This is a genomic window from Erythrobacter sp., assembly GCF_011765465.1.
GTDB lineage: Bacteria > Pseudomonadota > Alphaproteobacteria > Sphingomonadales > Sphingomonadaceae > Erythrobacter.
In genome coordinates this window covers 2,659,105-2,677,775 of record NZ_CP050265.1, presented here as the reverse complement: position 1 = coordinate 2,677,775, position 18,671 = coordinate 2,659,105, and the positions used below count along the sequence as shown (strand labels likewise).

General features: G+C 67.8%; 24 protein-coding genes. 12 read left to right on the top strand and 12 right to left on the bottom strand.

The genetic code is table 11. The features are described 5' to 3' along the window. Positions 1-56: 56 nt before the first annotated feature. Positions 57-488: a CBS domain-containing protein gene (locus tag G9473_RS12870; protein WP_291133731.1), complete on the bottom strand. Its 432-nt coding sequence runs from the start codon at positions 486-488 to the stop codon at positions 57-59. Between the two features lie 125 nt (positions 489-613). Here G9473_RS12870 and G9473_RS12865 point away from each other — a divergent pair, with 125 nt between their 5' ends. Continuing rightward, the gene (locus G9473_RS12865) at positions 614-928 is read left to right on the top strand and encodes a hypothetical protein (RefSeq protein WP_291133730.1); all 315 of its coding nucleotides are present in this window, start codon (positions 614-616) and stop codon (positions 926-928) included. A 3-nt stretch (positions 929-931) separates the two neighbouring features. Here G9473_RS12865 and G9473_RS12860 read toward each other — a convergent pair whose 3' ends face one another. The 5 genes from G9473_RS12860 to G9473_RS12840 are packed head-to-tail and all read right to left on the bottom strand — an operon-like array spanning position 932 to position 6,242. Further along, the gene (locus G9473_RS12860; protein ID WP_291133729.1) at positions 932-1,351 is read right to left on the bottom strand and encodes a (2Fe-2S) ferredoxin domain-containing protein; all 420 of its coding nucleotides are present in this window, start codon (positions 1,349-1,351) and stop codon (positions 932-934) included. After that, complete coding sequence (locus G9473_RS12855; RefSeq protein ID WP_291133728.1) at positions 1,348-3,501, bottom strand: S9 family peptidase; 2,154 nt, start codon at positions 3,499-3,501, stop codon at positions 1,348-1,350. The genes G9473_RS12860 and G9473_RS12855 overlap by 4 nt, the downstream gene beginning before the upstream one ends. 52 nt (positions 3,502-3,553) lie before the next feature. Next, the gene (locus G9473_RS12850; protein WP_291133727.1) at positions 3,554-4,039 is read right to left on the bottom strand and encodes a DUF2497 domain-containing protein; all 486 of its coding nucleotides are present in this window, start codon (positions 4,037-4,039) and stop codon (positions 3,554-3,556) included. Positions 4,040-4,098: 59 nt separating this feature from the next. Beyond that, positions 4,099-5,556 carry a TolC family outer membrane protein gene (locus G9473_RS12845; RefSeq protein ID WP_291138449.1) on the bottom strand — a complete coding sequence of 486 codons (1,458 nt, stop codon included), beginning with the start codon at positions 5,554-5,556 and terminating at the stop codon, positions 4,099-4,101. A gap of 32 nt (positions 5,557-5,588) precedes the next feature. Beyond that, positions 5,589-6,242, bottom strand: coding sequence for a protein-L-isoaspartate O-methyltransferase (locus G9473_RS12840; protein WP_291133726.1), 654 nt, complete (start codon positions 6,240-6,242; stop codon positions 5,589-5,591). 222 nt (positions 6,243-6,464) lie between these two features. Between G9473_RS12840 and fumC the strand changes: the two genes are divergently transcribed. The 3 genes from fumC to G9473_RS12825 all read left to right on the top strand — a co-directional run bounded on the left by fumC (position 6,465) and on the right by G9473_RS12825 (position 10,107). Beyond that, the gene (fumC, locus tag G9473_RS12835; protein WP_291138446.1) at positions 6,465-7,868 is read left to right on the top strand and encodes a class II fumarate hydratase; all 1,404 of its coding nucleotides are present in this window, start codon (positions 6,465-6,467) and stop codon (positions 7,866-7,868) included. A gap of 141 nt (positions 7,869-8,009) precedes the next feature. After that, positions 8,010-9,308, top strand: a complete 1,299-nt coding sequence (locus tag G9473_RS12830; RefSeq protein WP_291133725.1) for a sensor histidine kinase — start codon at positions 8,010-8,012, stop codon at positions 9,306-9,308. Between the two features lie 19 nt (positions 9,309-9,327). Then, a complete protein-coding gene (locus G9473_RS12825) occupies positions 9,328-10,107 on the top strand; it encodes a LytTR family DNA-binding domain-containing protein (protein WP_291133724.1) in 780 nt (259 codons plus the stop codon). A gap of 142 nt (positions 10,108-10,249) precedes the next feature. On the opposite strand, the gene G9473_RS12820 is transcribed toward G9473_RS12825, so the two are convergent. Then, positions 10,250-10,561, bottom strand: coding sequence for a UrcA family protein (locus G9473_RS12820; protein ID WP_291133723.1), 312 nt, complete (start codon positions 10,559-10,561; stop codon positions 10,250-10,252). 242 nt (positions 10,562-10,803) lie between these two features. Here G9473_RS12820 and G9473_RS12815 point away from each other — a divergent pair, with 242 nt between their 5' ends. The 3 genes from G9473_RS12815 (at position 10,804) to G9473_RS12805 (ending at position 12,194) form a co-directional block, all read left to right on the top strand. Next, positions 10,804-11,076 (top strand): hypothetical protein, encoded by a 273-nt coding sequence (locus G9473_RS12815; protein WP_291133722.1) that lies wholly within the window; start codon positions 10,804-10,806, stop codon positions 11,074-11,076. Next, the gene (locus tag G9473_RS12810; RefSeq protein ID WP_291133721.1) at positions 11,073-11,855 is read left to right on the top strand and encodes a metallophosphoesterase; all 783 of its coding nucleotides are present in this window, start codon (positions 11,073-11,075) and stop codon (positions 11,853-11,855) included. The genes G9473_RS12815 and G9473_RS12810 overlap by 4 nt, the downstream gene beginning before the upstream one ends. A gap of 147 nt (positions 11,856-12,002) precedes the next feature. Further along, a complete protein-coding gene (locus G9473_RS12805) occupies positions 12,003-12,194 on the top strand; it encodes a hypothetical protein (protein ID WP_291133720.1) in 192 nt (63 codons plus the stop codon). Between the two features lie 78 nt (positions 12,195-12,272). Here the strand turns inward: G9473_RS12805 and rpsI are convergent, their stop codons facing one another. The 5 genes from rpsI to G9473_RS12780 all read right to left on the bottom strand — a co-directional run bounded on the left by rpsI (position 12,273) and on the right by G9473_RS12780 (position 15,658). After that, entirely contained in the window at positions 12,273-12,791 is a 519-nt protein-coding gene (gene rpsI / locus G9473_RS12800; protein WP_291133719.1) for a 30S ribosomal protein S9, read from the bottom strand. Next, entirely contained in the window at positions 12,791-13,270 is a 480-nt protein-coding gene (gene rplM, locus G9473_RS12795; protein ID WP_291133718.1) for a 50S ribosomal protein L13, read from the bottom strand. Before rplM ends, rpsI begins: the two co-directional genes overlap by 1 nt. A 184-nt stretch (positions 13,271-13,454) precedes the next feature. Further along, positions 13,455-14,060, bottom strand: a complete 606-nt coding sequence (locus G9473_RS12790) for a hypothetical protein (protein WP_291133717.1) — start codon at positions 14,058-14,060, stop codon at positions 13,455-13,457. Positions 14,061-14,237: 177 nt separating this feature from the next. Further along, the gene (gene cutA / locus G9473_RS12785; protein ID WP_291133716.1) at positions 14,238-14,573 is read right to left on the bottom strand and encodes a divalent-cation tolerance protein CutA; all 336 of its coding nucleotides are present in this window, start codon (positions 14,571-14,573) and stop codon (positions 14,238-14,240) included. Beyond that, entirely contained in the window at positions 14,570-15,658 is a 1,089-nt protein-coding gene (locus G9473_RS12780) for a COX15/CtaA family protein (protein ID WP_291133715.1), read from the bottom strand. The genes cutA and G9473_RS12780 overlap by 4 nt, the downstream gene beginning before the upstream one ends. 131 nt (positions 15,659-15,789) lie before the next feature. Here G9473_RS12780 and G9473_RS12775 point away from each other — a divergent pair, with 131 nt between their 5' ends. The 5 genes from G9473_RS12775 to G9473_RS12755 all read left to right on the top strand — a co-directional run bounded on the left by G9473_RS12775 (position 15,790) and on the right by G9473_RS12755 (position 18,662). Beyond that, positions 15,790-16,188, top strand: coding sequence for a MerC domain-containing protein (locus G9473_RS12775; RefSeq protein ID WP_291133714.1), 399 nt, complete (start codon positions 15,790-15,792; stop codon positions 16,186-16,188). Positions 16,189-16,247: 59 nt separating this feature from the next. Continuing rightward, the gene (thiS, locus tag G9473_RS12770) at positions 16,248-17,246 is read left to right on the top strand and encodes a sulfur carrier protein ThiS (protein WP_291133713.1); all 999 of its coding nucleotides are present in this window, start codon (positions 16,248-16,250) and stop codon (positions 17,244-17,246) included. 87 nt (positions 17,247-17,333) lie between these two features. Beyond that, on the top strand, positions 17,334-17,585 hold the full coding sequence (locus G9473_RS12765) for a hypothetical protein (RefSeq protein ID WP_291133712.1): 252 nt from the start codon (positions 17,334-17,336) through the stop codon (positions 17,583-17,585). A gap of 147 nt (positions 17,586-17,732) precedes the next feature. Further along, positions 17,733-18,263, top strand: a complete 531-nt coding sequence (locus G9473_RS12760; RefSeq protein WP_291133711.1) for a hypothetical protein — start codon at positions 17,733-17,735, stop codon at positions 18,261-18,263. Positions 18,264-18,326: 63 nt separating this feature from the next. Then, positions 18,327-18,662, top strand: coding sequence for a cytochrome c (locus G9473_RS12755; protein WP_291133710.1), 336 nt, complete (start codon positions 18,327-18,329; stop codon positions 18,660-18,662). Positions 18,663-18,671 lie beyond the last annotated feature (9 nt).

Sequence of the window (18,671 nt, the reverse complement as noted above, 5' to 3'; positions counted from 1 at the left end):
CCGTCATGGCGCGTGCAAGATAGGGCGCGCTTGCGTCCGGCTCAAGATGCTTGGGCTCAGGTCTGGATATAAGCGCGCAGCGCCTCGGCCTCGTGCTCGACCTCGTCGATCTTCGATTTGACGAGGTCGCCGATCGAGATGAAGGCGATGAGCTTGCCGTTCTCGACCACCGGGAAATGGCGGAAGCGGCGGCGGGTCATCATCGAAAGCGCCTCGTCCACGCTGGTCGAGGGTTCGACCGTAACGGCGGGCGAGGTCATGATGTCGCCCACGGGCAAGTCCATGCAATCGCGTCCCTTTTCGGCCATGCAATAGATCACGTCGCGTTCCGAGATGATCCCGGCCACGCGCCCCTGCCGCATCACGGGGAGCGCCCCGATCCGCTGGCCGGCAAGGATACGCACGGCTTCCGACACCGGGGTCGAGACATCGCAGGTGACGATGTCCTCGGCCCGGCGCCCGGCTATGATCTTGGCAATGGTGGTCATGATCGACTCCTCTCTCCGATCCGCAAAATGCCACTCTTCGCAGCGAAAGGCGAATCCGGACCGTGCCGACGGGAGTTGCGCGCACTGCGTTTGCATTGTCGGCCCAAAGACCCCATTGAGGGGCGATGGCCCGCAAATCCCCGCTCGATAATCCCGAAAACGCCGCCCATGCCTGGGCGCGCTACCGCCAGATCATGAAGCTGCTGATGGCGGTGACGATCGCGACCGTGACGGTGGCGCTCGGCCTGCTCTATGCCTTCAATGGCATGGTCTCGGTGCATTACTTCATCGCGGTCGCGCTGGGCATCGCCTTCACCATGCTGCTGTCGGGCGGGCTGATGGGGCTTGCCTTCCTGTCGAACGGGACCGGGCACGACGACGCGGTCGACAACCGCCTGCCGAGCGCGGACGAGCTGTTCGGCGGCAAGGACCGCGATTGACCCCTATTCGGGCCTGAGGCGGTAGTCCTCTACGGGCACGCCGCCGACAAGGTGCTCCTCGACGATCCGTTCGAGCGCTTCCGGCGTGCAGGAATGATACCACACGCCGTCCGGCCACACGACCGCGATCGGACCCTTCCCGCAGATCTGGAGGCAGTCGGCCTTGGTCCGCTGCACCCCTCCGCCCGCGCCTTTCGGATGGTCGGACGTGCGCTTCGGCCCGACGAGGCCGCGCTCCTTCAAATGCGTCTTGAGGAAGGTCCATGCGGCCTCCCCCTCCTCGCGCGAGCAGCACTTGCCCTTGTCCGACAGCGCGCACAGGAAAATGTGCCGCTCGACCGGTGCGGTGTCGGCGCGGGCGGGATCGCTTTCGTAATGCCGGGCGAGCGAGGACCGGGCGGAGAGGAGTTCGTTGCCGCTCATTGAGCCCCGGTGTCCTTGTCGAGCCAGCGATCGAGCCATGCGAACACCGTTTCGTGCCACTGCAGCGAATTGGCCGCGCCCAGCACCCAGTGATTCTCGTCCGGGAAGACGAGGAGCTGCGAGGGGATGCCGCGTTCCTGCAGGGCGGTGAAGCTCTGCAGCCCCTGCGTGTAGGGGACGCGGAAATCCTTTTCGCCGGTCACGACCAGCATCGGGGTTTTCCAGTTCTCGACATAGTTGACCGGGTTCCAGCGTTCGTAGGTCTCGCGCGCTTCGGCGTAGGAGCCGCCGAAATCCCAGCGCGGGAACCACAGCTCCTCGGTCGAATAGTAGAAGCTCCTCATGTCGAACAGCCCGTCGTGCTGGACGAGGCAGTCGAACCGGTCGGGCCAGTTGCCCGCGATCCAGTTCATCATGTAGCCGCCATAGCTCGCCCCCATGGCGCAGGCGCGGCTGCCGTCGATCTGCGAATCGAGCTTCAGCGCGGCGGCGAGGCCCATCTGCAGGTCCACCAGCGGCTTTCCGCCCCAGTCGCGGTTGATCGCATCCATGAAGTCCTGCCCGTATCCGGCGCTGCCGTGGAAATCGACCGAGATTACGGCATAGCCCTGGCTCGCCAGCACGCGCGGGTTCCAGCGCGATGACCACGCGTCGTTGAACGTGCCCTGCGGTCCGCCGTGGACATAGAGGATCGCGGGGATCGGGCCTTCCTGATTCTCAAGCCGGGTGATCTGGCCCCACACCGTGTCGCCTTGTGCCCCTTCGAAGCGGAAACGGGTGGTTTCGATCGAGGCGAGTTCGCCCATCCGGCTCGTCACCACGTCGGTCAGCGGGCGCGCCTTGCCCATGTCGCTCGAGAGGTAGAGTTCCGCCGGCACCCCGATCGAATCGCGCGTGAACAGCAGGCGGTTTCCGTCGAGCGGGGTGAGGTTGGCGATATGCGCCTCGTTGCCCGCGATCAGGTCGAGTTCGGTGACTTCGCCGCTCGCGGGGTCGATCCGGTAGGCTGGCACGTCGAGCGTGTCGGCGGCGGTCGCCAGGAGGTAGGATCCGTCCGCGCTCCATGTCAGCCCGCCGAAGGACAGGTCGGTGTCCTCAGTCAACGCGCGCGTCTCGCCGGTTTCGAGGTCGCGCAGCTGCACCACCAGCCGGTCGGATTCGTAACCGGGCCGCGCCATCGCGAGGTAGGCGAGATAGCGCCCGTCGGGCGACGGGGCGGGCGCGGTGTCGGTCGCTTCGTTGGCGGCGGTGAGGTTGGTCGGGCCCGAACCCGAAAGGTCGTTCCACCAGATGTCGAGATCGGTCGATGTCGGCTCGTTCGCGCCCGCTTCGCGCACGACGAACCAGACGCCCGACCCGTCCGGCGCCCAGGCGATGTCCTCGCCCCCGCCGAAAGGCATGGTCGGGGTGTTGCCGGTCACGCCTTCTCCCGGCTCGCCATCGAGCGGGAGCGGATCGCCGACGGCCTCGCCGTTCTCCATCCCGAAGACGAAGACGCGGTTGAACACGCCCGGTTCGATCCAGCGGTCCCAGTGGCGGTAGAAACCCGCGTCGCCTTCGTAGAGCCGCCCCGAGCCGACGCCCTTCTCCGCCTCCTCGCAGCCGAAGGCGGGGCAGTCGCGAGCGATTTCGCTCCACAGCGCGACCGCATTGCCCGCTGGCGACAGCTTGAAACCCGCGATGTCGGTCCCGGGAATGTCCGCGACCATCATCGGGCCGGTGACGTTCCCGCTCGCCTCGAGCGCGGCGCGCCACAGGCGGGTGCGTGTCTCGCGGGTTTCGTCGGTGTGCTCGCTGCTTAGGAAATAGAGGAAATCGTCCGGCCCGAAAGCGAGGCTGTGTGCTTCGATGCCGAGGTCGAACTCGACCGGCTCGCCCCCCTCGGCGGCGAGGTCGAGGATGTAGTGGCGGCGGCTGCGCGCCAGCGTTTCGGGATCCGTGACGGTGACCGAATAGACCGCGTAGCGCCCACGCGCGACGGTCGGTGCGCCGAGGCGCGGCATGGTGACGAGGTCGCGCGCGCTCATCGCGGGGGCCTTTAGCCCCGGAACGCTGCGCGCGGTGTCTGCGTGGTCATCCGCCGCCAGCGGCGCGGCGAGCGAAAGGGCGAAAGCGGCGGCAATCGCGCCGGTCGTGCGAAGGGCGTTCATGGGCCGGCGTGTTAGCGCCTCGCCCGCGCGCTTTCCAGCGAAAGCCGCGCTCTCAGCGGCGCTTGCCCGCGATCCGGGCGATTTCGGCCTGGACCATCTTCTCGACCATGCCGGGCAGGTTCTCGTCGAGCCACGCCGCCAGCATCGGGCGGAGCATTTCGCGCACCAGCCCTTCGAGCGAGGTTTCGCCCGAGCGCACGATCTGCGGCTTCGCCCCCGGTTCGGCGAGCATGGCGAGCGCGGCGAGGTTTTCCTGCATCGCGCCGCGCACCTTCTCGGCGATCAGCGGGGCATCGTCGTCCTCTTCGGTTTCGACGGCGGCCTCTTCCAGGTCCGCTTCATCGGCGAAGTCCATTGCCGACAGGTCGAGCACCTCCTCGTCCTGTTCGACGCCGGACTGGCTTTCCTGCTCGGCCCGCTCGGCCTCGGCTTCCCGGCGGCGGCGCGCGGCAAGCGCGTCCTCGCGGTTGTCGCGCGCGATCACCTTCTTGATGGATTCGAGGATTTCCTCGACCGACGCTTCACCCGAATTCGCCATTCCCGCCTCGTCTCAAGAGCCTGATGCAAACCCGGTGCGCCGGTCCCGAATCGGGACAATCAACGCTCGCCGGGCTCCAGCACGGGGCCGAATGTCGCCTGCGCCGCGGGAATGTCAACGGTGCGGGTCGATTCCGCTTCGGGTTCCGGGTCGCGGTCCCAGTCCCAGATTTTGCCCCGCACCCGCTCGTAATTGACCGTCGGATCGTAAAGCGGCCCGCCGGTGTCGAGATTGAGGTCGCGCGCCTCGGCCTTGCCCATGGTGGCGAGCAGGGTGAAGCCCGCGACATAGGCATTGCGCCGCGCGGTGACGAGCTGGGCGCGGGCGGAGACGAGTTCCTGTTCGGCGTTGAGCACGTCGAGGATGGTGCGGTTGCCGATGGAATTCTCCGCGCGCACGCCTTCGAGGCTGAGTTCGGCGGCTTCGACCGCGGCCTTGGAGCTTTCGATCACGGCGAGCGCGGCCTGCCAGCTGGCATAGGCGGCGCGGGTCTGCTGGATCACGGAACGCTCGGTCTGGATGACCTGTTCGAGCGCGGCGCTTTCCCGCGCCCCGGCCTGGCGCTGGCGCGCGGCGGGGACACCGCCCTGGAAGATCGGGATGGTGACACGCACGCCGGCATTGGCGGTCGTCTCGCGCTGGACGAAATTGGCCGCGATCGGGCCGCCCAAGGTGCCGTAGAAGTCGGAATAGTCGCCATTGGCGAACAGGGCGACGGTCGGCAGCCGCCCGGAGCCTGCGACTTCGGTATCGAATCCCGCCGCCTCGGCCCGCTGGCGCGCGGCGACGAGGTCGGGATTGTTCTCGAGCGCGGTGACGACTGCCGTGCCGACCGTGTCGGGCAGGTTGGGCAGCGGCGGCGGCGCCTCGAGGTTGTCGGGGGCCATGCCGACGAGTTCGATATAGGTCTCGCGCGCGGAAACGAGGTTGGCGAGCGCATTGCGCAGGTCGCCCTGGGCGAGTGCAAGGCGGCTTTCGGCCTGCGCCACGTCGGTCAGCGTGGTGTCGCCGATCTCGAATCGGTCGCGCGTCGCCTGCAGGGTCACGTCGAGCACCTCGACCTGGTTCTGGGCGAGCCCGGCGAGCGCCTCGGTCCGCAGCACGTCCATGTAGGCGGCAACGGTCTGGCTGAACAGCGCGCTTTCCGCGCCGCGCAGGTCGGCCCGGCCCGCCTCGACCCGTTCCTCGGCCGCGCGGGTCGAATTGCGGATCCGCCCGCCCTGGTAGATCGGGACCTGCAGCTGGGCGTTGATGCCGAGGTTGCGTTCGGGCGCGGTGAAGGCGTTGGCCGACTGGCGCAGGAACTCGATATGGGTCGCCGTGACGGTGAGGTTGGGCAGGCCCTGCCCGCGCTGGATCGGCACTTCCTCGTCGGTCGCGCGCTGGTTCGCCCGCGCCCCGGCGAGCGTCGGGTTGGTGTTGTAGGCCGCCGCCAGCGCCTCGCGCAGCGTGTCCGCCTGCGCCGGGGCGGCGGCAAGCGAGGCCGCAAGCGCGGCAAGCCCGGCGGCGCGCACCAGCGCACGCCGCGGCGCGAAAGCCGGGCGTGGGATCACGGGAAGGACCAGCCCTTCGGCTTGGCGAAGGCGGGGATGACGGGGATGCCGAGATCCTCGACAGGCATGAAGGCGACCCGGCCCGCGATCTTCTTGCCCGAGGCAAGCCGCGTGACGCCGCGCAGGACCAGCCCGCCGGCGACGCGCCCGCCCTCTGCGACGCGCGCGGCGAGGCTTTCGGGCAGCTGCTCGATCGCCCCGTCGATCACGACGAGGGTGAAGTCGCCGTCACCCGGCACATTGCCGTTCGCGGCTTCGTCGGTCCCGGTGACTTCGAGCGAGCCGACCAGCGGGCGCAGCAGCTCGGCGAGGTATCCGGTCCCGTTTTCGACCACCAGCACGCGGTCGTCCTTGCGCGCGGCGGCTTCGACCAGCAGCTTGCCGTAGAACAGGGGCGCGGCCATCGCGCCTCCGCCGGGCAGGGCGATCGAGCGGTCGATATAGGCGAGCGGCGCCTTTTCGGGCGGCAGGAACTCCTCGCGCGGGACATCGCGCATCCGCTCCAGCGTGGTCTCGTCATTGACCCCGCTTGTGCGCAGCTGGCTCTTGATCATCGCGCGGCGGGCTTCGCGCGTGTCGGGGCCGGTGTCGGACCGCTTCATCGCGTTCGCCTCCGCCTCATTGCTATCGAGGGTTTCCGTATTGCTCATGTCCACTCCGAAAGCTGTATTAGGAACGCAATACAGCGCGTCAACTCCTACCTAGACCCCGACTCGCCCGGATTAAAGGGGCTTGGGCCGCGAAAGCGATGGGACGGCTCGCCGGTTGGGGCGAACAGCGCTCTTGCCAGCGCCCGTCGCCGGGTGCTTAGGGGCGTTTCGCAAGCAAAGGGATCGTTTTCGACTTACACAGGGATAGTTTCGATGAGTGACATGACGACGAGCGGCGAAACGCGGATCGAGACCGATTCGCTGGGCGAGGTGCACGTCCCGGCCGAGGCGCACTGGGGCGCGCAGACGCAGCGCAGCATCATCAACTTCCCCATCGGCGGCGAGAAGATGCCCGCCGCGCTGGTCCGCGCGCTCGGCATCCAGAAGCTTTCGGCGGCGAAGGCCAACATGAAACTGGGCGTGCTCGATGCGAAACTGGGCGAGGCGATCGTCCAGGCCGCGCGCGAGGTGATCGACGGGACGCTTTCGGGCCAGTTCCCGCTGGTGGTGTGGCAGACCGGCAGCGGCACGCAGTCGAACATGAACGCCAACGAGGTGATCGCGAGCCGCGCGAATGAGATCCTCACCGGCAAGAAGGGCGGCAAGGACCCGGTCCACCCCAACGATCATTGCAACATGGGCCAGTCGTCGAACGACACCTTTCCCACCGCGATGCACATTTCCGCCGCGAGCGAGGCGATCGAGCATCTCGTTCCCGCGCTGAAGAAGCTCCACGGCGCGCTGGACGACAAGGCGAAGGCGTTCGCGTCGATCGTCAAGATCGGCCGCACTCACCTGCAGGACGCGACCCCGCTCACGCTCGGCCAGGAATTTTCCGGCTATGCCAAGCAGGTCGAGAACGGCATCGCCCGGATCGAGGGCGCGCTGCCGCGCGTGCTCGAACTGGCGCAGGGCGGCACGGCGGTCGGCACGGGCATCAATTCCAAGGCGGGCTTCGCCGAGGAATTCGCCGCGCAGGTGGCTTCGGAAACCGGCCATCCCTTCGTCACCGCGCCCAACAAGTTCGAGGCGCTGGCCGCGCATGACGCGATGGTGGAAATGTCGGGCGCGCTCAACACGGTCGCGGTCAGCCTGATGAAGATCGCCAACGACATCCGCCTGCTGGGCTCCGGCCCGCGCTGCGGCTTCGGCGAGATTTCGCTTCCCGCCAACGAGCCGGGCTCCTCGATCATGCCGGGCAAGGTGAACCCGACCCAGTGCGAGGCGATGACGATGGTCTGCGCGCAGGTCATGGGCAATCACACCGCCGTCAGCGTGGCGGGGTCGCACGGGCATCTTGAATTGAACGTGTTCAAGCCGGTGATGATCTACAACGTGCTCCAGTCGATGAAGCTGATCGGGGATGCGTCCCACGCCTTCACCGACAATTGCGTGGTCGGGATCGAGGCGAACGAGGACCGCATCGCCAAGCTGCTGAACGAGAGCCTGATGCTGGTCACGGCGCTCAACCCGCATATCGGCTATGACAACGCCGCGAAGATCGCGAAGAAGGCCCATGCCGACGGGACGACGCTCAAGGAAGCGGGGCTGGAGCTGGGCCTGCTCACCGAGGAGCAGTTCGCCGAATGGATCGTGCCCGCCGACATGATCAAGCCGCGCGATTGAGGGCTGTCGGCGGAAAGGGCGGGGGCGCCGCTTTCCTTGCTCCTGCATGAACGGCTTTCGACCAAGGGGCGATCCTGTCCGACGATCGGGGCGCGCGGCAATGGCGCGTAAACCCGCGCGTCGCTATGTCGCAGGTCTGTCATGGCTTCGTTCCTGAACCCCGTCGGCGTCGAAAGCGCCCCCAAGACGCCCGCCCGCAAGGAGCCGGTGAGCGTCCCCTTCCGCACGGTCCTCGTCTCGATGATCGTGCTGTGGGCGACCTATTTCGTGCTCATCACGGCGCGCAGCCTGGTGATGGATTTCGGGCTGCAATTCGAAATGGCGTGGCGGCGGCTGATCGTCACCGCGCTCGGCGTCGGCTTCACCGTGGTCCTGTGGTTCGTCCTGCGCCTGTTCGACCAGCGCGCGCTGTGGGTGAAAATCTTCGCCGCGATCATCTTCGCCTTCCCGGTCGCGATGGCGATCGGGCAGGTGAACCAGATGATGTTCGAGGACATCCAGGCGCGGCAGGAAGCCGAATACGCGCGCAAGAACAACCTCAACCTCAGGCGCGACGAGGCGGGTAACCTGCTGGTCGACGTGCCGGTGCGGCGGATCAGCCCGGCCGATCCCGAACGGCCCGGCGAGGGGCGCGAAGTGGTCCAGTCCGAAAGCGTCATCATCGCGCCGGCCGAGACCACGGCCGATTTCTGGCGCAAGCTGCTCGACATCGCGCTCGGGCGCTATTTCCTGCTGCTCGCCTGGGCTTCGACCTATTTCGCCCTGCTTGCAGGGGTTCAGGCGCGCGCGGCGCAGCGGCGCGAGGAGCAGTTCCGCTCCGCCGCCAAGGCCGCCGAATTGCGGTCCCTGCGCTACCAGGTGAACCCGCATTTCCTGTTCAACACTTTGAATTCGCTCTCCGCTCTTGTGATGACCGGCAAGCGCGACCGGGCCGAACGGATGATCCAGACCATCAGTCGCTTCTATCGCCACTCCCTCGCCGACGAGCCGACCAGCGACGTGCCGCTGGCCGACGAATTCGATCTGCAGAAGCTCTATCTCGACATCGAGGCGGTGCGCTTTCCCGACCGGCTGGTGTGCGAGTTCGACTTGCCCGAGGATCTCGAACAGGCGCGCGTGCCGGGCATGATCCTGCAGCCGCTGGTCGAGAATTCCGTGAAATACGCCGTCTCCGCCGTCTCGCGCAAAGTCACGATAACGCTCGCTGCGCGCGAGGAATTCGACCGGCTGGTGATCACCGTCAGCGACGACGGGCCGGGCGTTCCGGACGATACCTCCCACGGCTTCGGCATCGGGCTCGCCAATGTCCGCGACCGGCTGGAAGCGCGCTTCGGCCCGGATATCGGCTTTACATCCGCACCGGTTCGGGGTGGATACCGCACCGAGATCCGCATCCCGCTCTCGCGGCCCGCCTCCGCGCGGACCCGCCGAAAGGGGTAAGCGGCCCGGGAGGCACGAAATGTCCGAAAGCGATACCGAAAACAGCGCGCTGAGAACCCTGATCGTCGACGACGAACCGCTCGCGGTCGAGCGCATCCAGGTGATCTGCGCGGAAATCCCCGCGATCCGCGTGGTCGGCACGGCCAGCGACGGGGCCGCCGCGCTGCGGCTTGCCGAAAAGCTGACGCCCGACCTCGTCCTGCTCGACATGACCATGCCCGAGCTCGACGGGCTGGGCGTCGCGCGCAAGTTCGCGGAAAGCGACGACCCGCCCGCCGTCATCTTCGTCACCGCGCACGATCATTTCGCGGTCGAGGCGTTCGATCTGGAGGCGATCGACTATGTGTTGAAACCCGTCGCGGCCGACCGGCTCGAACGCGCGATCGAGCGCGCCGTGGCGCGGCGCGGCGAACAGGGCGGCGGGGAGCGCAAGGGATCGAGCCAGTGGCTCGAGGAATTGTGGGTTCCGCACCGCTCCGAACTGCTGCGCATCGATGTCGACGAGGTCCACCGAATCGATGCCGAGCGCGACTATGTCCGCCTTCACGTCGGCGATCCGGCGGAGGACGGCGAGGCCGGGCGATCCTACCTCCTGCTGCAGACGATCGCGGGGCTCGAGGCGCGGCTCGACCCGGAGAAATTCATCCGCATCCACCGCTCCACCATCCTCAAGCGCGACAATATCCGAGGGCTGCGCCACGACGGGCTCGGCGTGTGGTCGGCCGAACTCCAGAACGGCGAGGCGTTGAGGATCGGGCGGACCTATCTTTCCAAGGTCAAGGCGATGGCGGGCCGCTAAGGGTTCTCGGACCGCGCCGGGGCGCAGTCCGGACCGCCTGTCACACACGAAAAACGGCCCGAACCCCAGGGACTGGAAGGGTTCGGGCCGTAAGGTCTGCCGCGCGTTCGGGGTGCGGGGCAGGTGGGTGCGCCTAGTCGGATCAACCGCCGCGGCGCTGGTTCTCGAGCATCGCCGCGACCTGCTGCTTGGCGCTGGCCTTGGCCTTGGCGTAGCATTCCTTCGCCGCGTTCGACTGGAGCCGCGTGCCGGTGCGCATCCGGTCGAGCTGGCACACGTCGCGGGCGGCGCGCTCGATCCGCTGGTCGAGCATTTCCTGCCCTTCCGGCGTGTCGAGATCGAGCCCGGCGAGGCTGACCTGCATCGTGTTGCGCTCCTCGATCCCGCCGGCGAAAGCCGGGGTGGCGGTGACGGCAAGGCCGAAAGCGGCGGCTGCGATAGCGAAAGTCTTCATGGCATTTCTCCTCCGGCAGGGCGCGGGCGGGGTTGGGGGAGCTCCTTTGCGGGATGGAGCCATCGGGGGTGCCGCGTCCTGCTGTCTTAGGGTGGTAAGGCAGCGGCGCTGCTCGCTCCATCGCGTCTCGACGAAAACGCCCGTAATCGTCGATGGAAGGCATCCGCCCCCGACCAAGGAGGTCGGATCCCCGACAAATGGCACTTTCCACCCGACCGGCGTCTGCGCCATAAGGCGCGCCCATGGGACTGGGCGTCATCGTCATCTTCTGCCTCGGCATCGGCAATTTCGCGCTGCACCGGGCGGTGCTCGAAAGCGGCCACCCGCTGATCGGGCAGATACCGCGCTCGGTCGGCTGGATCGGTCGGCGGCTGACGCTGATCGCGGAATTCATTGTCCTGCTGACGGCCATGCTGCTCGCCGCGAACGGCTGGCCGGGCCTTGCCTGGGCCTATGCCGCCTATAGCGGCCTCAATGCGCTCGCCGGCTGGCTGATCCTGAGCGGGCGGGTATGACGACGACCCTGTTCCACGTCAGCGATATCCATTTCGGGGTCGAGAACCGCGCCGCGCTCGCCGCGGTCGAGGACGCGATCGCGCGCGAGACTCCGGACGCACTGGTGTGCACCGGTGATCTCACCCAGCGCGCGAAGCACCGCGAATACGAAGCGGCGCGGCGCTGGTTCGCCTCGCTCGACGTGCCGGTGCTGATCGATCCGGGCAATCACGATATGCCCTATTACAACCTGTGGGAGCGCTTCACCGATCCCTTGCGCCGCTATCGCCGGCTGCGCTCGGCGCTCGGACGGCCCTTCGACTCGGATGACGTGGTGCTGGTTCCGCTCAACACGACGGTGCGGGCGCAAAGGCGTTTCCCGTGGTCGGACGGCGTGGTGACGCGCCGCGCGCTGGCCGAGACGCTGGCGGCGCTCGAAGCGCTCGAGGGCGATCCACGCTCTATCATCGTCACCGCGCATCACCCGCTGCTGGGCCCGCGTGACGAGGGACGCAACCCGACCATCGGCGGGGACGAAGCCTTCGCCGCGCTCGCCCGCGCGGGCGCCCATGCGGTGATGTCGGGCCATGTCCACGTGCCCTTCGACGAGGTCCGCGAGCGCGGCGGACGGGCGATGCGGATGATCGGGGCGGGCACGCTTTCGACCCGCCTGCGCGATGGCGCGCCGCCTTCGTACCGGGTGCTGCGCTGCGAGCGCGGCGGGCGGATCGAGAGCGAGCTGCGGGTCGTGGACGAGGCCGGACTCGCCGCGCCCGCGCAGCACAGGCTGGCGGGCTGAGGCCGGTGAAAACGCCTTAACCCTGCCCGTCAGACCCGCGTTAAGGGATTCTTGATGATGTTTGTCCCCGGTGCCGCGGGTGCTCCGCGCCGCGGGGCCGCGATGTGCAACCCATTCCCGCCGGCAGGGGCGGGGGAGGCGATGGTCATGTTGAAGGCACTGGTCTTTGGCGCAATCGTCACGGGCTGCGTCGCGCTCGTCATCGGATCGCAGGGATCGAGCGGCGGACGGCTCGCGATCGAAGCGGTGCAAGTGGGCGATGTCCGCCTGTTCTGGTCGTGGCCGCTGTTCTTTTCGGGCAGCGGCATCGCCTGGGGGCTGATCCTGCTCCAGCGCTGAGCACGGCCCGCTCGACAAGAGAAAAGGGCGGCTCCCCCACCGGGAAGCCGCCCTTTCGCGTGTGCGTGTGAGAAGCGATCAGCGCTTCGAGAACTGGAAGCTCCGGCGGGCCTTGGCCTTGCCGTACTTTTTGCGCTCGACCACGCGGCTGTCGCGGGTGAGGAAGCCGGCCGACTTGACGATGCCGCGCAGCGCGGGCTCGTACTTGGTCAGGGCCTGGCTGATGCCGTGCTTGACCGCGCCGGCCTGGCCCGAAAGGCCGCCGCCGCGCACCGTGGCGACGACATCGTACTGGCCGTCGCGGTCGGTGATGGCGAAGGGCTGGTTGATGATGAGCCGCAGGGTCGGACGCGCGAAGTAGACTTCCTGGTCCTTGCCGTTGACGGTCACCTTGCCCGTGCCCGGCTTGACCCAGACGCGCGCCACGGCGTCCTTGCGGCGGCCGGTGGCATAGGCGCGGCCCTGCGCGTCGAGCTCCTGCTCGCGCAGCGGGGCGGCGGGGTTCTGGGCGATTTCGGCGGCATCGGCTTCGGGGGCGTCGCCAGCGATGTCCTTGATGTCCGAAAGGTCGGACACGGTGTTCTTTTCGTCAGCCATCAGGCGGAAACCTTGTTCTTGCGGTTCATGGAAGCGACGTCGAGCACCTGCGGGTTCTGCCCGGCATGGGGATGCTCGGTCCCGGCATAGAGGTGCAGCGCCTTCATCTGCTGGCGGCCGAGCGGGCCGCGCGGAATCATGCGTTCGACCGCCTTTTCGAGCACGCGCTCGGGGAAACGGCCTTCGAGCACCTTGGCCGGGCTCGTTTCCTTGATGCCGCCGGGATAGCCGGTGTGCTTGTAATACCGCTTGTCCTGCGTCTTCTTGCCGGTGAACTTCACCTTGTCGACATTGATGACGATCACGTGGTCGCCGCAATCGACGTGCGGGGTGTAGCTCGGCTTGTTCTTGCCGCGCAGGATGTTGGCGATGATCGAGGCGAGGCGGCCCACGACGAGGTCCTCGGCATCGATCAGGTGCCAGTTCTTTTCGACCTCGGCCGGCTTGATCGACCGGGTCTGCTTGCTGAGCGCCTTCATGGCTATGCGTCCTTGGTGTCTTGCGTGTGATGCCGCGAGCGGCGGGGGGCGGATCGAATCGATCCAAGTGCGTCCCTGCCGGGCGGCGAGCAGCCGCGCATTTGTGCGCTCGACCCGTCCAAGTCAAGCGAAAGCGGGCCTTTCCGAGGAGGTAAAATGATACCGTCAGGCGACCGGGCGCGGTTCAGGCGGGCGCCATGCGCCAGCTTTCGCGCGCGCGTCGCTCGTCATCGCCGACCCGGGTCACGATCTCGCGCATCGCCTCGCCGAGCCACGGCCGGCCCGCAGCGGGCAGGGCGAGGTAGACCAGTTCGAAGCTGCCCGTAAGATCGCCGGGAAAGGTCATGTCGCCGCTTCGCCGGATCGGCTCCCCGCGCGGGTAGAACAGGTCTTCGGGAAGGTTCGCGAGCAAAGTCCTGCCGAGCCCGCGCAATTCGGCGAAGACGGCGCGCTGCCGCTCCGCCTGCGCGGGGGAAAGGCGCTGTTCGGCGATGACGCGTTCGAGCCGCAGGGCAAGCGCGGCGGGGTCATTGCCCTCGAGCCCGTCCCCGGCAGCGAAGATCGTCCCCTCCGGTGCAAGCAGGATCGGCCACATCCCCGCGGTCGAGCGGCCCTCCTCGACCTGCGCGACCGGGGCGAGGTCGCCCGGCGCATCCACCCGCGCCGAAAGCTGCCGCCCGGCGAGCGCGATGCCGCGCCCCCCGCGGGTGAAGGTGACTTCCCATTCGCGCGCGACGGCCAGCCGTCTCCCGTCGGCAAGGTAGCGCTCGATCCGGCGGGACAGGCGCATCGGGCCTTGAGGTATGGGGACCGGCTGCGCCGCAAGGGCCGGACGGAGGGTGAGAGCAAAGGCTCCCAGCCCGCCCGATACGGCCCACCCCATCAGGGCACTGCCGCCCCGCAGGACATCGCGCCGACTGCACCCTTTCATTTCCCGGTCCTGGTCCCCTCGCAACCCCCGCCGCCGTCAGGCGGGCGCGACGGTCGCGGCCAGCCAGTCCAGCGTCGCCGGGTGGCCGGCATCCGCCCGCCACCCGAGAATGGCCGGTGTATCATAGGGATGGAGTTCGCCCAAACGCGCGATGAGCGGCTCGAGCGCGGCGGCGGTGGTCTTGAACAAAACGCCGACTTCCTCTTCGCTCGCGCGCTCGCCGTTCCATTCGAAGACGGATTCGACCGCGCCGAGGATATTGGCGCAGGCGATCAGCTTTTCGGCGAGCAGCGTGCCCGCGATTTCGCGCGCGCTGTCACGGTCGGGGAAGGGGGCGTAGGCGAGCGCGCCAGCGGTTTGACCGCCGCTCATCGGGCGAGCGCGTTCTTCGCCCGGCGGCGCGCGATCCCGTCGGAATGCATCGCCCAGACCGTCGCCGCGACGGTCAGCGCACCGACCAGCTGGTGTGCCGAGGCGACCCATAGCGACACCTCGCTCATCACCGTCGCGATTCCGAGCAGCACCATAGTCCCGAAGGCGGTGTGGACCGCGATCGAGGCGGGCCGGTCGGATGCGCGCACCCGCCGGGCGAGCCAGACCAGCGCGGCAACGGCGACCCACGCCCACCAGCGGTGCAGCCACTGCAGCAGGTAGGGATCGTTGGTGAGCGTCCAGAACACCCCCGCCGACCAGTCGATCTCGGGCACCAGCCGTCCGTTCATCAGCGGCCAGTCATAGGCGGCATGGCCCGCGTTGAGCCCGGCGACCCACGCGCCGAGCAGCAATTGCACGAACAGCACCGCCGCCACCAGCGCCGAGCCCGGCGTGAGCGGGGCGGGCCGGGCATCGGGATCGCGCGCGAGCCGCTTCATGTCGAGCGCGGTCCAGACCAGCCCGGCAAGCAGCGCCAGGGCGGTCAACAGATGGACCGAGAGGCGGAAATGGCTCACGTCGGTCATGTTCCCGGTGAGGCCGGACTGGACCATCAGCCAGCCGAACAGCCCCTGAAGGCCGCCCAGCGCGAGCAGGCCGACGAGGCGCGGCTTGAACCCTGTCGGAATCGCGCCCTTCACCCAGAACCAGACGAGACCCAGCGCATAGACCGCGCCGACCGCGCGGGCGAGCAGGCGGTGGAACCATTCCCAGAAGAAGATGAACTTGAAATCGGCCAGCGTCATGCCGCCGAGGCTCGCCTCGTAGCGGTATTCGGGCGTCGCGCGGTACTTGGCGAATTCGGCCTGCCATTCGGCCTCGCTCAGCGGCGGGAGCACGCCCGAGGCGACGTTCCATTCGGTGATCGACAGCCCGCTTTCGGTGAGACGCGTGATCCCGCCGACGACGACGATGCACACGACGAGGAAGGCGGTCACCCGAAGCCAGCGCGCGATCGCGAGCGGGCGGGCGCGGCCCTGCAGGACGGGGCCCGTCGCGGCGGGAGAGGAAGCGATGCTGGCCATGATTGCGCGCACAAATGTGCCGCGCGCGGACAATGTGCAAGACCGTTTGCCGCAAGAAGGCGTGCGCGGGCCGCAAAAGCGGCTGTTTGCGCTTGCATCATGTTACCCTGTTACATATGTGGCCCGCACCAATGCAACGCACCACGCCTTCCGCGACCTGGCTTTCCGGTCGCCCATCGCTTCGCCGCCGGCTCGACCAGTTCGGGATCGGGCTCGCCGGGCTGTGCATGGTCCATTGCATCGCCACGCTGGCGGTCGTCTCGGCATTGGGGCTGGGCGGGCATTTCCTGCTTGAACCGGCCATTCACCGCGTCGGCCTCGCCTTCGCGCTGGTGCTTGCCGCGCTCGCAATCGGCTGGGGCGCGATTCGCCACCGCCACGCCGCGCCGCTGCTGACCGCGACCATCGGCCTCGTCTTCATGGGCGTTGCGCTCGCCGTGGCGCACGGGTTCGACGAGATGGTGCTGACGCTGGTCGGCGTCGTGCTGGTTTCCGCCGGGCACCTGATGAACCTGCGCGCCGCGCACTGAGCCGTTTTCCCGGCAAAAGTGCGGTTGCGCCCGCGTCCCTGTCGCCTATGTCGGCAGGCATGACCACCCTGAGCAAGACAATCACCCTCAACGGCGAATCGCGCCGCACTCCCGCCGCGACCATCGCCGACCTCGTGCGCGAACTGGACCTTGCGCCCGAAAAGGTCGCGGTCGAGCGCAATGGCGAGATCGTCCCGCGCTCGACGCTGGGCGAGGCGGCGCTGGGCGACGGCGACGTGCTGGAGATCGTCCACTTCGTCGGCGGGGGCGACGATCCCGGCGCGGGCGCGGCGGACACGTGGACGGTGGCGGGCCGCACCTTCACCTCGCGCCTGATCGTGGGAACGGGGAAATACAAGGATTTCGAGCAGAACGCGGCTGCGGTCGAGGCTTCGGGCGCTCAGATCGTCACGGTCGCGGTGCGCCGGGTCAACGTCACCGATCCCAAGGCGCCGATGCTGACCGACTTCATCGACCCCAAGAAAATCACCTACCTGCCCAATACGGCGGGCTGCTTCACCGCCGAGGACGCGATCCGCACCCTGCGCCTAGCGCGCGAGGCGGGCGGCTGGGATCTCGTCAAGCTCGAGGTGCTGGGCGAGGCCAAGACGCTCTATCCCGATATGCGCGAGACACTCCGCGCGACCGAGGTGCTGGCGAAGGAAGGCTTCGCGCCGATGGTCTATTGCGTCGACGATCCGATCGCGGCGAAGCAGCTGGAGGACGCGGGCGCGGTCGCCATCATGCCGCTGGGCGCGCCGATCGGGTCGGGGCTCGGGATCCAGAACCAGGTCACGATCCGCCTGATCGTCGAGGGCGCGAACGTGCCGGTGTTGGTCGATGCGGGCGTTGGCACGGCGTCGGATGCGGCGGTCGGCATGGAACTGGGCTGCGACGGCATCCTGATGAACACCGCCATCGCCGAGGCGAAGGACCCGGTGCGCATGGCCCGCGCGATGAAGCTCGCGGTCGAGGCCGGGCGCGAGGCTTATCTCGCCGGGCGCATGGGGCGGCGGCGCTACGCCGATCCGTCGAGCCCGCTGGCCGGGCTGATCTGACATGGAGGACGAATTTCGGATCCTCGCAAAGATCCGTTGGTCGCTCTTCGGGTACGCTGTCGGGTTATACGTAATGACCGAGTTTCCGTGGATCGCAATCCCGTCATCGCGGCGCTCGTCATGATCGCGGCAGTGGTGATTCTGCGCAAATACGAATTAAGTTTCTCGCTCCTGCACGGCCAGCTCGTCGGTCACGCGGCCTCGAAGGTTTGCTCCCTGTTCCACAACAGCGGTTTGCCGGAGGACATCGCTAATTGGCTGGCTTTCTCTTTCTTTTTCTTGGGCGCAGTGGTGTGCTTGGTATCGGCCTACCGGCCTTTTCCGAACCTGAGACCGTGAATTCGCACGACGCGAGACACGCCCCGAGGCGTAAGCGCCGTCATCGGCCGGACTTTTTCGGCCCCGGCGTGGTCGCGTGCCCTCTCGGCTAACGCATAATTAACCATGTCAGGCGACATTCCTCCCATCACAAGGGAGGACCAGCCCGTGACACTTGCCAGCACCAGCCCGCTCGCCATCGGCGAGATGCGGGAATTCGCCGGGTTCGGCCCAAGCGAACAATCCTATATCAAACGCAGCCTCGACATCGGCCTCGCCCGCTGCGACGCGTTCCGCCTGTGGGGCACGACCGAGCGCGCGCGGGTTTCGATCCGGCGGCAATATGTCGCCTACCAGGACCTCAAGGCCCTGCGCGCGATGGTCCCGGCTGCGGACAGCGCGGGGGAGCTCGAACACTTCCTCGGCAAGCTGGTGCGGATCGCCGCCTTCGATCTCGAACAGGACCGGATCGCAAGCTTCTCCGCCTTCCGCTTCCTCTATGAACGCCTGATCGGGCCGGAGATTCGGCCTTTCCTGCCCTCCGCCTTCTGCGCCGCCGCCGCGCTGCCGCAGATCCGGCCCGAGCGGCGCAAGGTGCTGCTCCAATCGCTCTCCGAAGCCGCAGCGACCGCGCCCGGTTGGTCGAAGGCGCACCCGCGCTTTTTCCCCGAACACGTCGGAGAAGCCGAAGCGGCCTGAACGCACGCGCTTGTGCCCGCCCCCCGCCCTGCGCTATCGCCTGCGGCGCGAGGATCGTTCGTGTTGAGGCAGATTTCCATTCTTTCCGCTGCGTTGCTCGCGGCAGGTTGCGCGACGGACCGCAATACCGTCACCTTGCCCGAGGACGCGGCCAAGGGCCGCGCCTTCGCGCAGGCGAATTGCGCCGGATGTCACGCGATGGATGACGGCGTCTCGCCCAATGCCGACGCCCCGAGCCTGCGCCGCGTCGCCAGGCGCCTGCCCGAATGGGTCGTCGAAGGCTCGCTCGAACGCGGGGTGAAGCTCGGCCACACGTCCGAAATGCCGGTCTTCGTCTTCGAAGAGGGCGACGTCGAGAACCTTTCCGCCTATCTCGCCGTGCTGCGGGCGCGGGACTGACGCGAAGTC

What these genes read in the sequence shown, in the direction of transcription:
- G9473_RS12830 (WP_291133725.1), top strand. Translation starts at nt 8,010, where the DNA reads ATGGCTTCGTTCCTGAACCCCGTCGGCGTCGAAAGCGCCCCCAAGACG.
- G9473_RS12780 (WP_291133715.1), bottom strand. Translation starts at nt 15,658, where the DNA reads ATGGCCAGCATCGCTTCCTCTCCCGCCGCGACGGGCCCCGTCCTGCAG.
- thiS (WP_291133713.1), top strand. Translation starts at nt 16,248, where the DNA reads ATGACCACCCTGAGCAAGACAATCACCCTCAACGGCGAATCGCGCCGC.
- G9473_RS12865 (WP_291133730.1), top strand. Translation starts at nt 614, where the DNA reads ATGGCCCGCAAATCCCCGCTCGATAATCCCGAAAACGCCGCCCATGCC.
- rplM (WP_291133718.1), bottom strand. Translation starts at nt 13,270, where the DNA reads ATGAAGGCGCTCAGCAAGCAGACCCGGTCGATCAAGCCGGCCGAGGTC.
- fumC (WP_291138446.1), top strand. Translation starts at nt 6,465, where the DNA reads ATGACGACGAGCGGCGAAACGCGGATCGAGACCGATTCGCTGGGCGAG.
- G9473_RS12860 (WP_291133729.1), bottom strand. Translation starts at nt 1,351, where the DNA reads ATGAGCGGCAACGAACTCCTCTCCGCCCGGTCCTCGCTCGCCCGGCAT.
- G9473_RS12790 (WP_291133717.1), bottom strand. Translation starts at nt 14,060, where the DNA reads ATGCGCCTGTCCCGCCGGATCGAGCGCTACCTTGCCGACGGGAGACGG.
- cutA (WP_291133716.1), bottom strand. Translation starts at nt 14,573, where the DNA reads ATGAGCGGCGGTCAAACCGCTGGCGCGCTCGCCTACGCCCCCTTCCCC.
- G9473_RS12850 (WP_291133727.1), bottom strand. Translation starts at nt 4,039, where the DNA reads ATGGCGAATTCGGGTGAAGCGTCGGTCGAGGAAATCCTCGAATCCATC.
- G9473_RS12855 (WP_291133728.1), bottom strand. Translation starts at nt 3,501, where the DNA reads ATGAACGCCCTTCGCACGACCGGCGCGATTGCCGCCGCTTTCGCCCTT.
- G9473_RS12870 (WP_291133731.1), bottom strand. Translation starts at nt 488, where the DNA reads ATGACCACCATTGCCAAGATCATAGCCGGGCGCCGGGCCGAGGACATC.
- G9473_RS12825 (WP_291133724.1), top strand. Translation starts at nt 9,328, where the DNA reads ATGTCCGAAAGCGATACCGAAAACAGCGCGCTGAGAACCCTGATCGTC.
- rpsI (WP_291133719.1), bottom strand. Translation starts at nt 12,791, where the DNA reads ATGGCTGACGAAAAGAACACCGTGTCCGACCTTTCGGACATCAAGGAC.
- G9473_RS12820 (WP_291133723.1), bottom strand. Translation starts at nt 10,561, where the DNA reads ATGAAGACTTTCGCTATCGCAGCCGCCGCTTTCGGCCTTGCCGTCACC.
- G9473_RS12840 (WP_291133726.1), bottom strand. Translation starts at nt 6,242, where the DNA reads ATGAGCAATACGGAAACCCTCGATAGCAATGAGGCGGAGGCGAACGCG.
- G9473_RS12775 (WP_291133714.1), top strand. Translation starts at nt 15,790, where the DNA reads ATGCAACGCACCACGCCTTCCGCGACCTGGCTTTCCGGTCGCCCATCG.
- G9473_RS12810 (WP_291133721.1), top strand. Translation starts at nt 11,073, where the DNA reads ATGACGACGACCCTGTTCCACGTCAGCGATATCCATTTCGGGGTCGAG.
- G9473_RS12805 (WP_291133720.1), top strand. Translation starts at nt 12,003, where the DNA reads ATGTTGAAGGCACTGGTCTTTGGCGCAATCGTCACGGGCTGCGTCGCG.
- G9473_RS12815 (WP_291133722.1), top strand. Translation starts at nt 10,804, where the DNA reads ATGGGACTGGGCGTCATCGTCATCTTCTGCCTCGGCATCGGCAATTTC.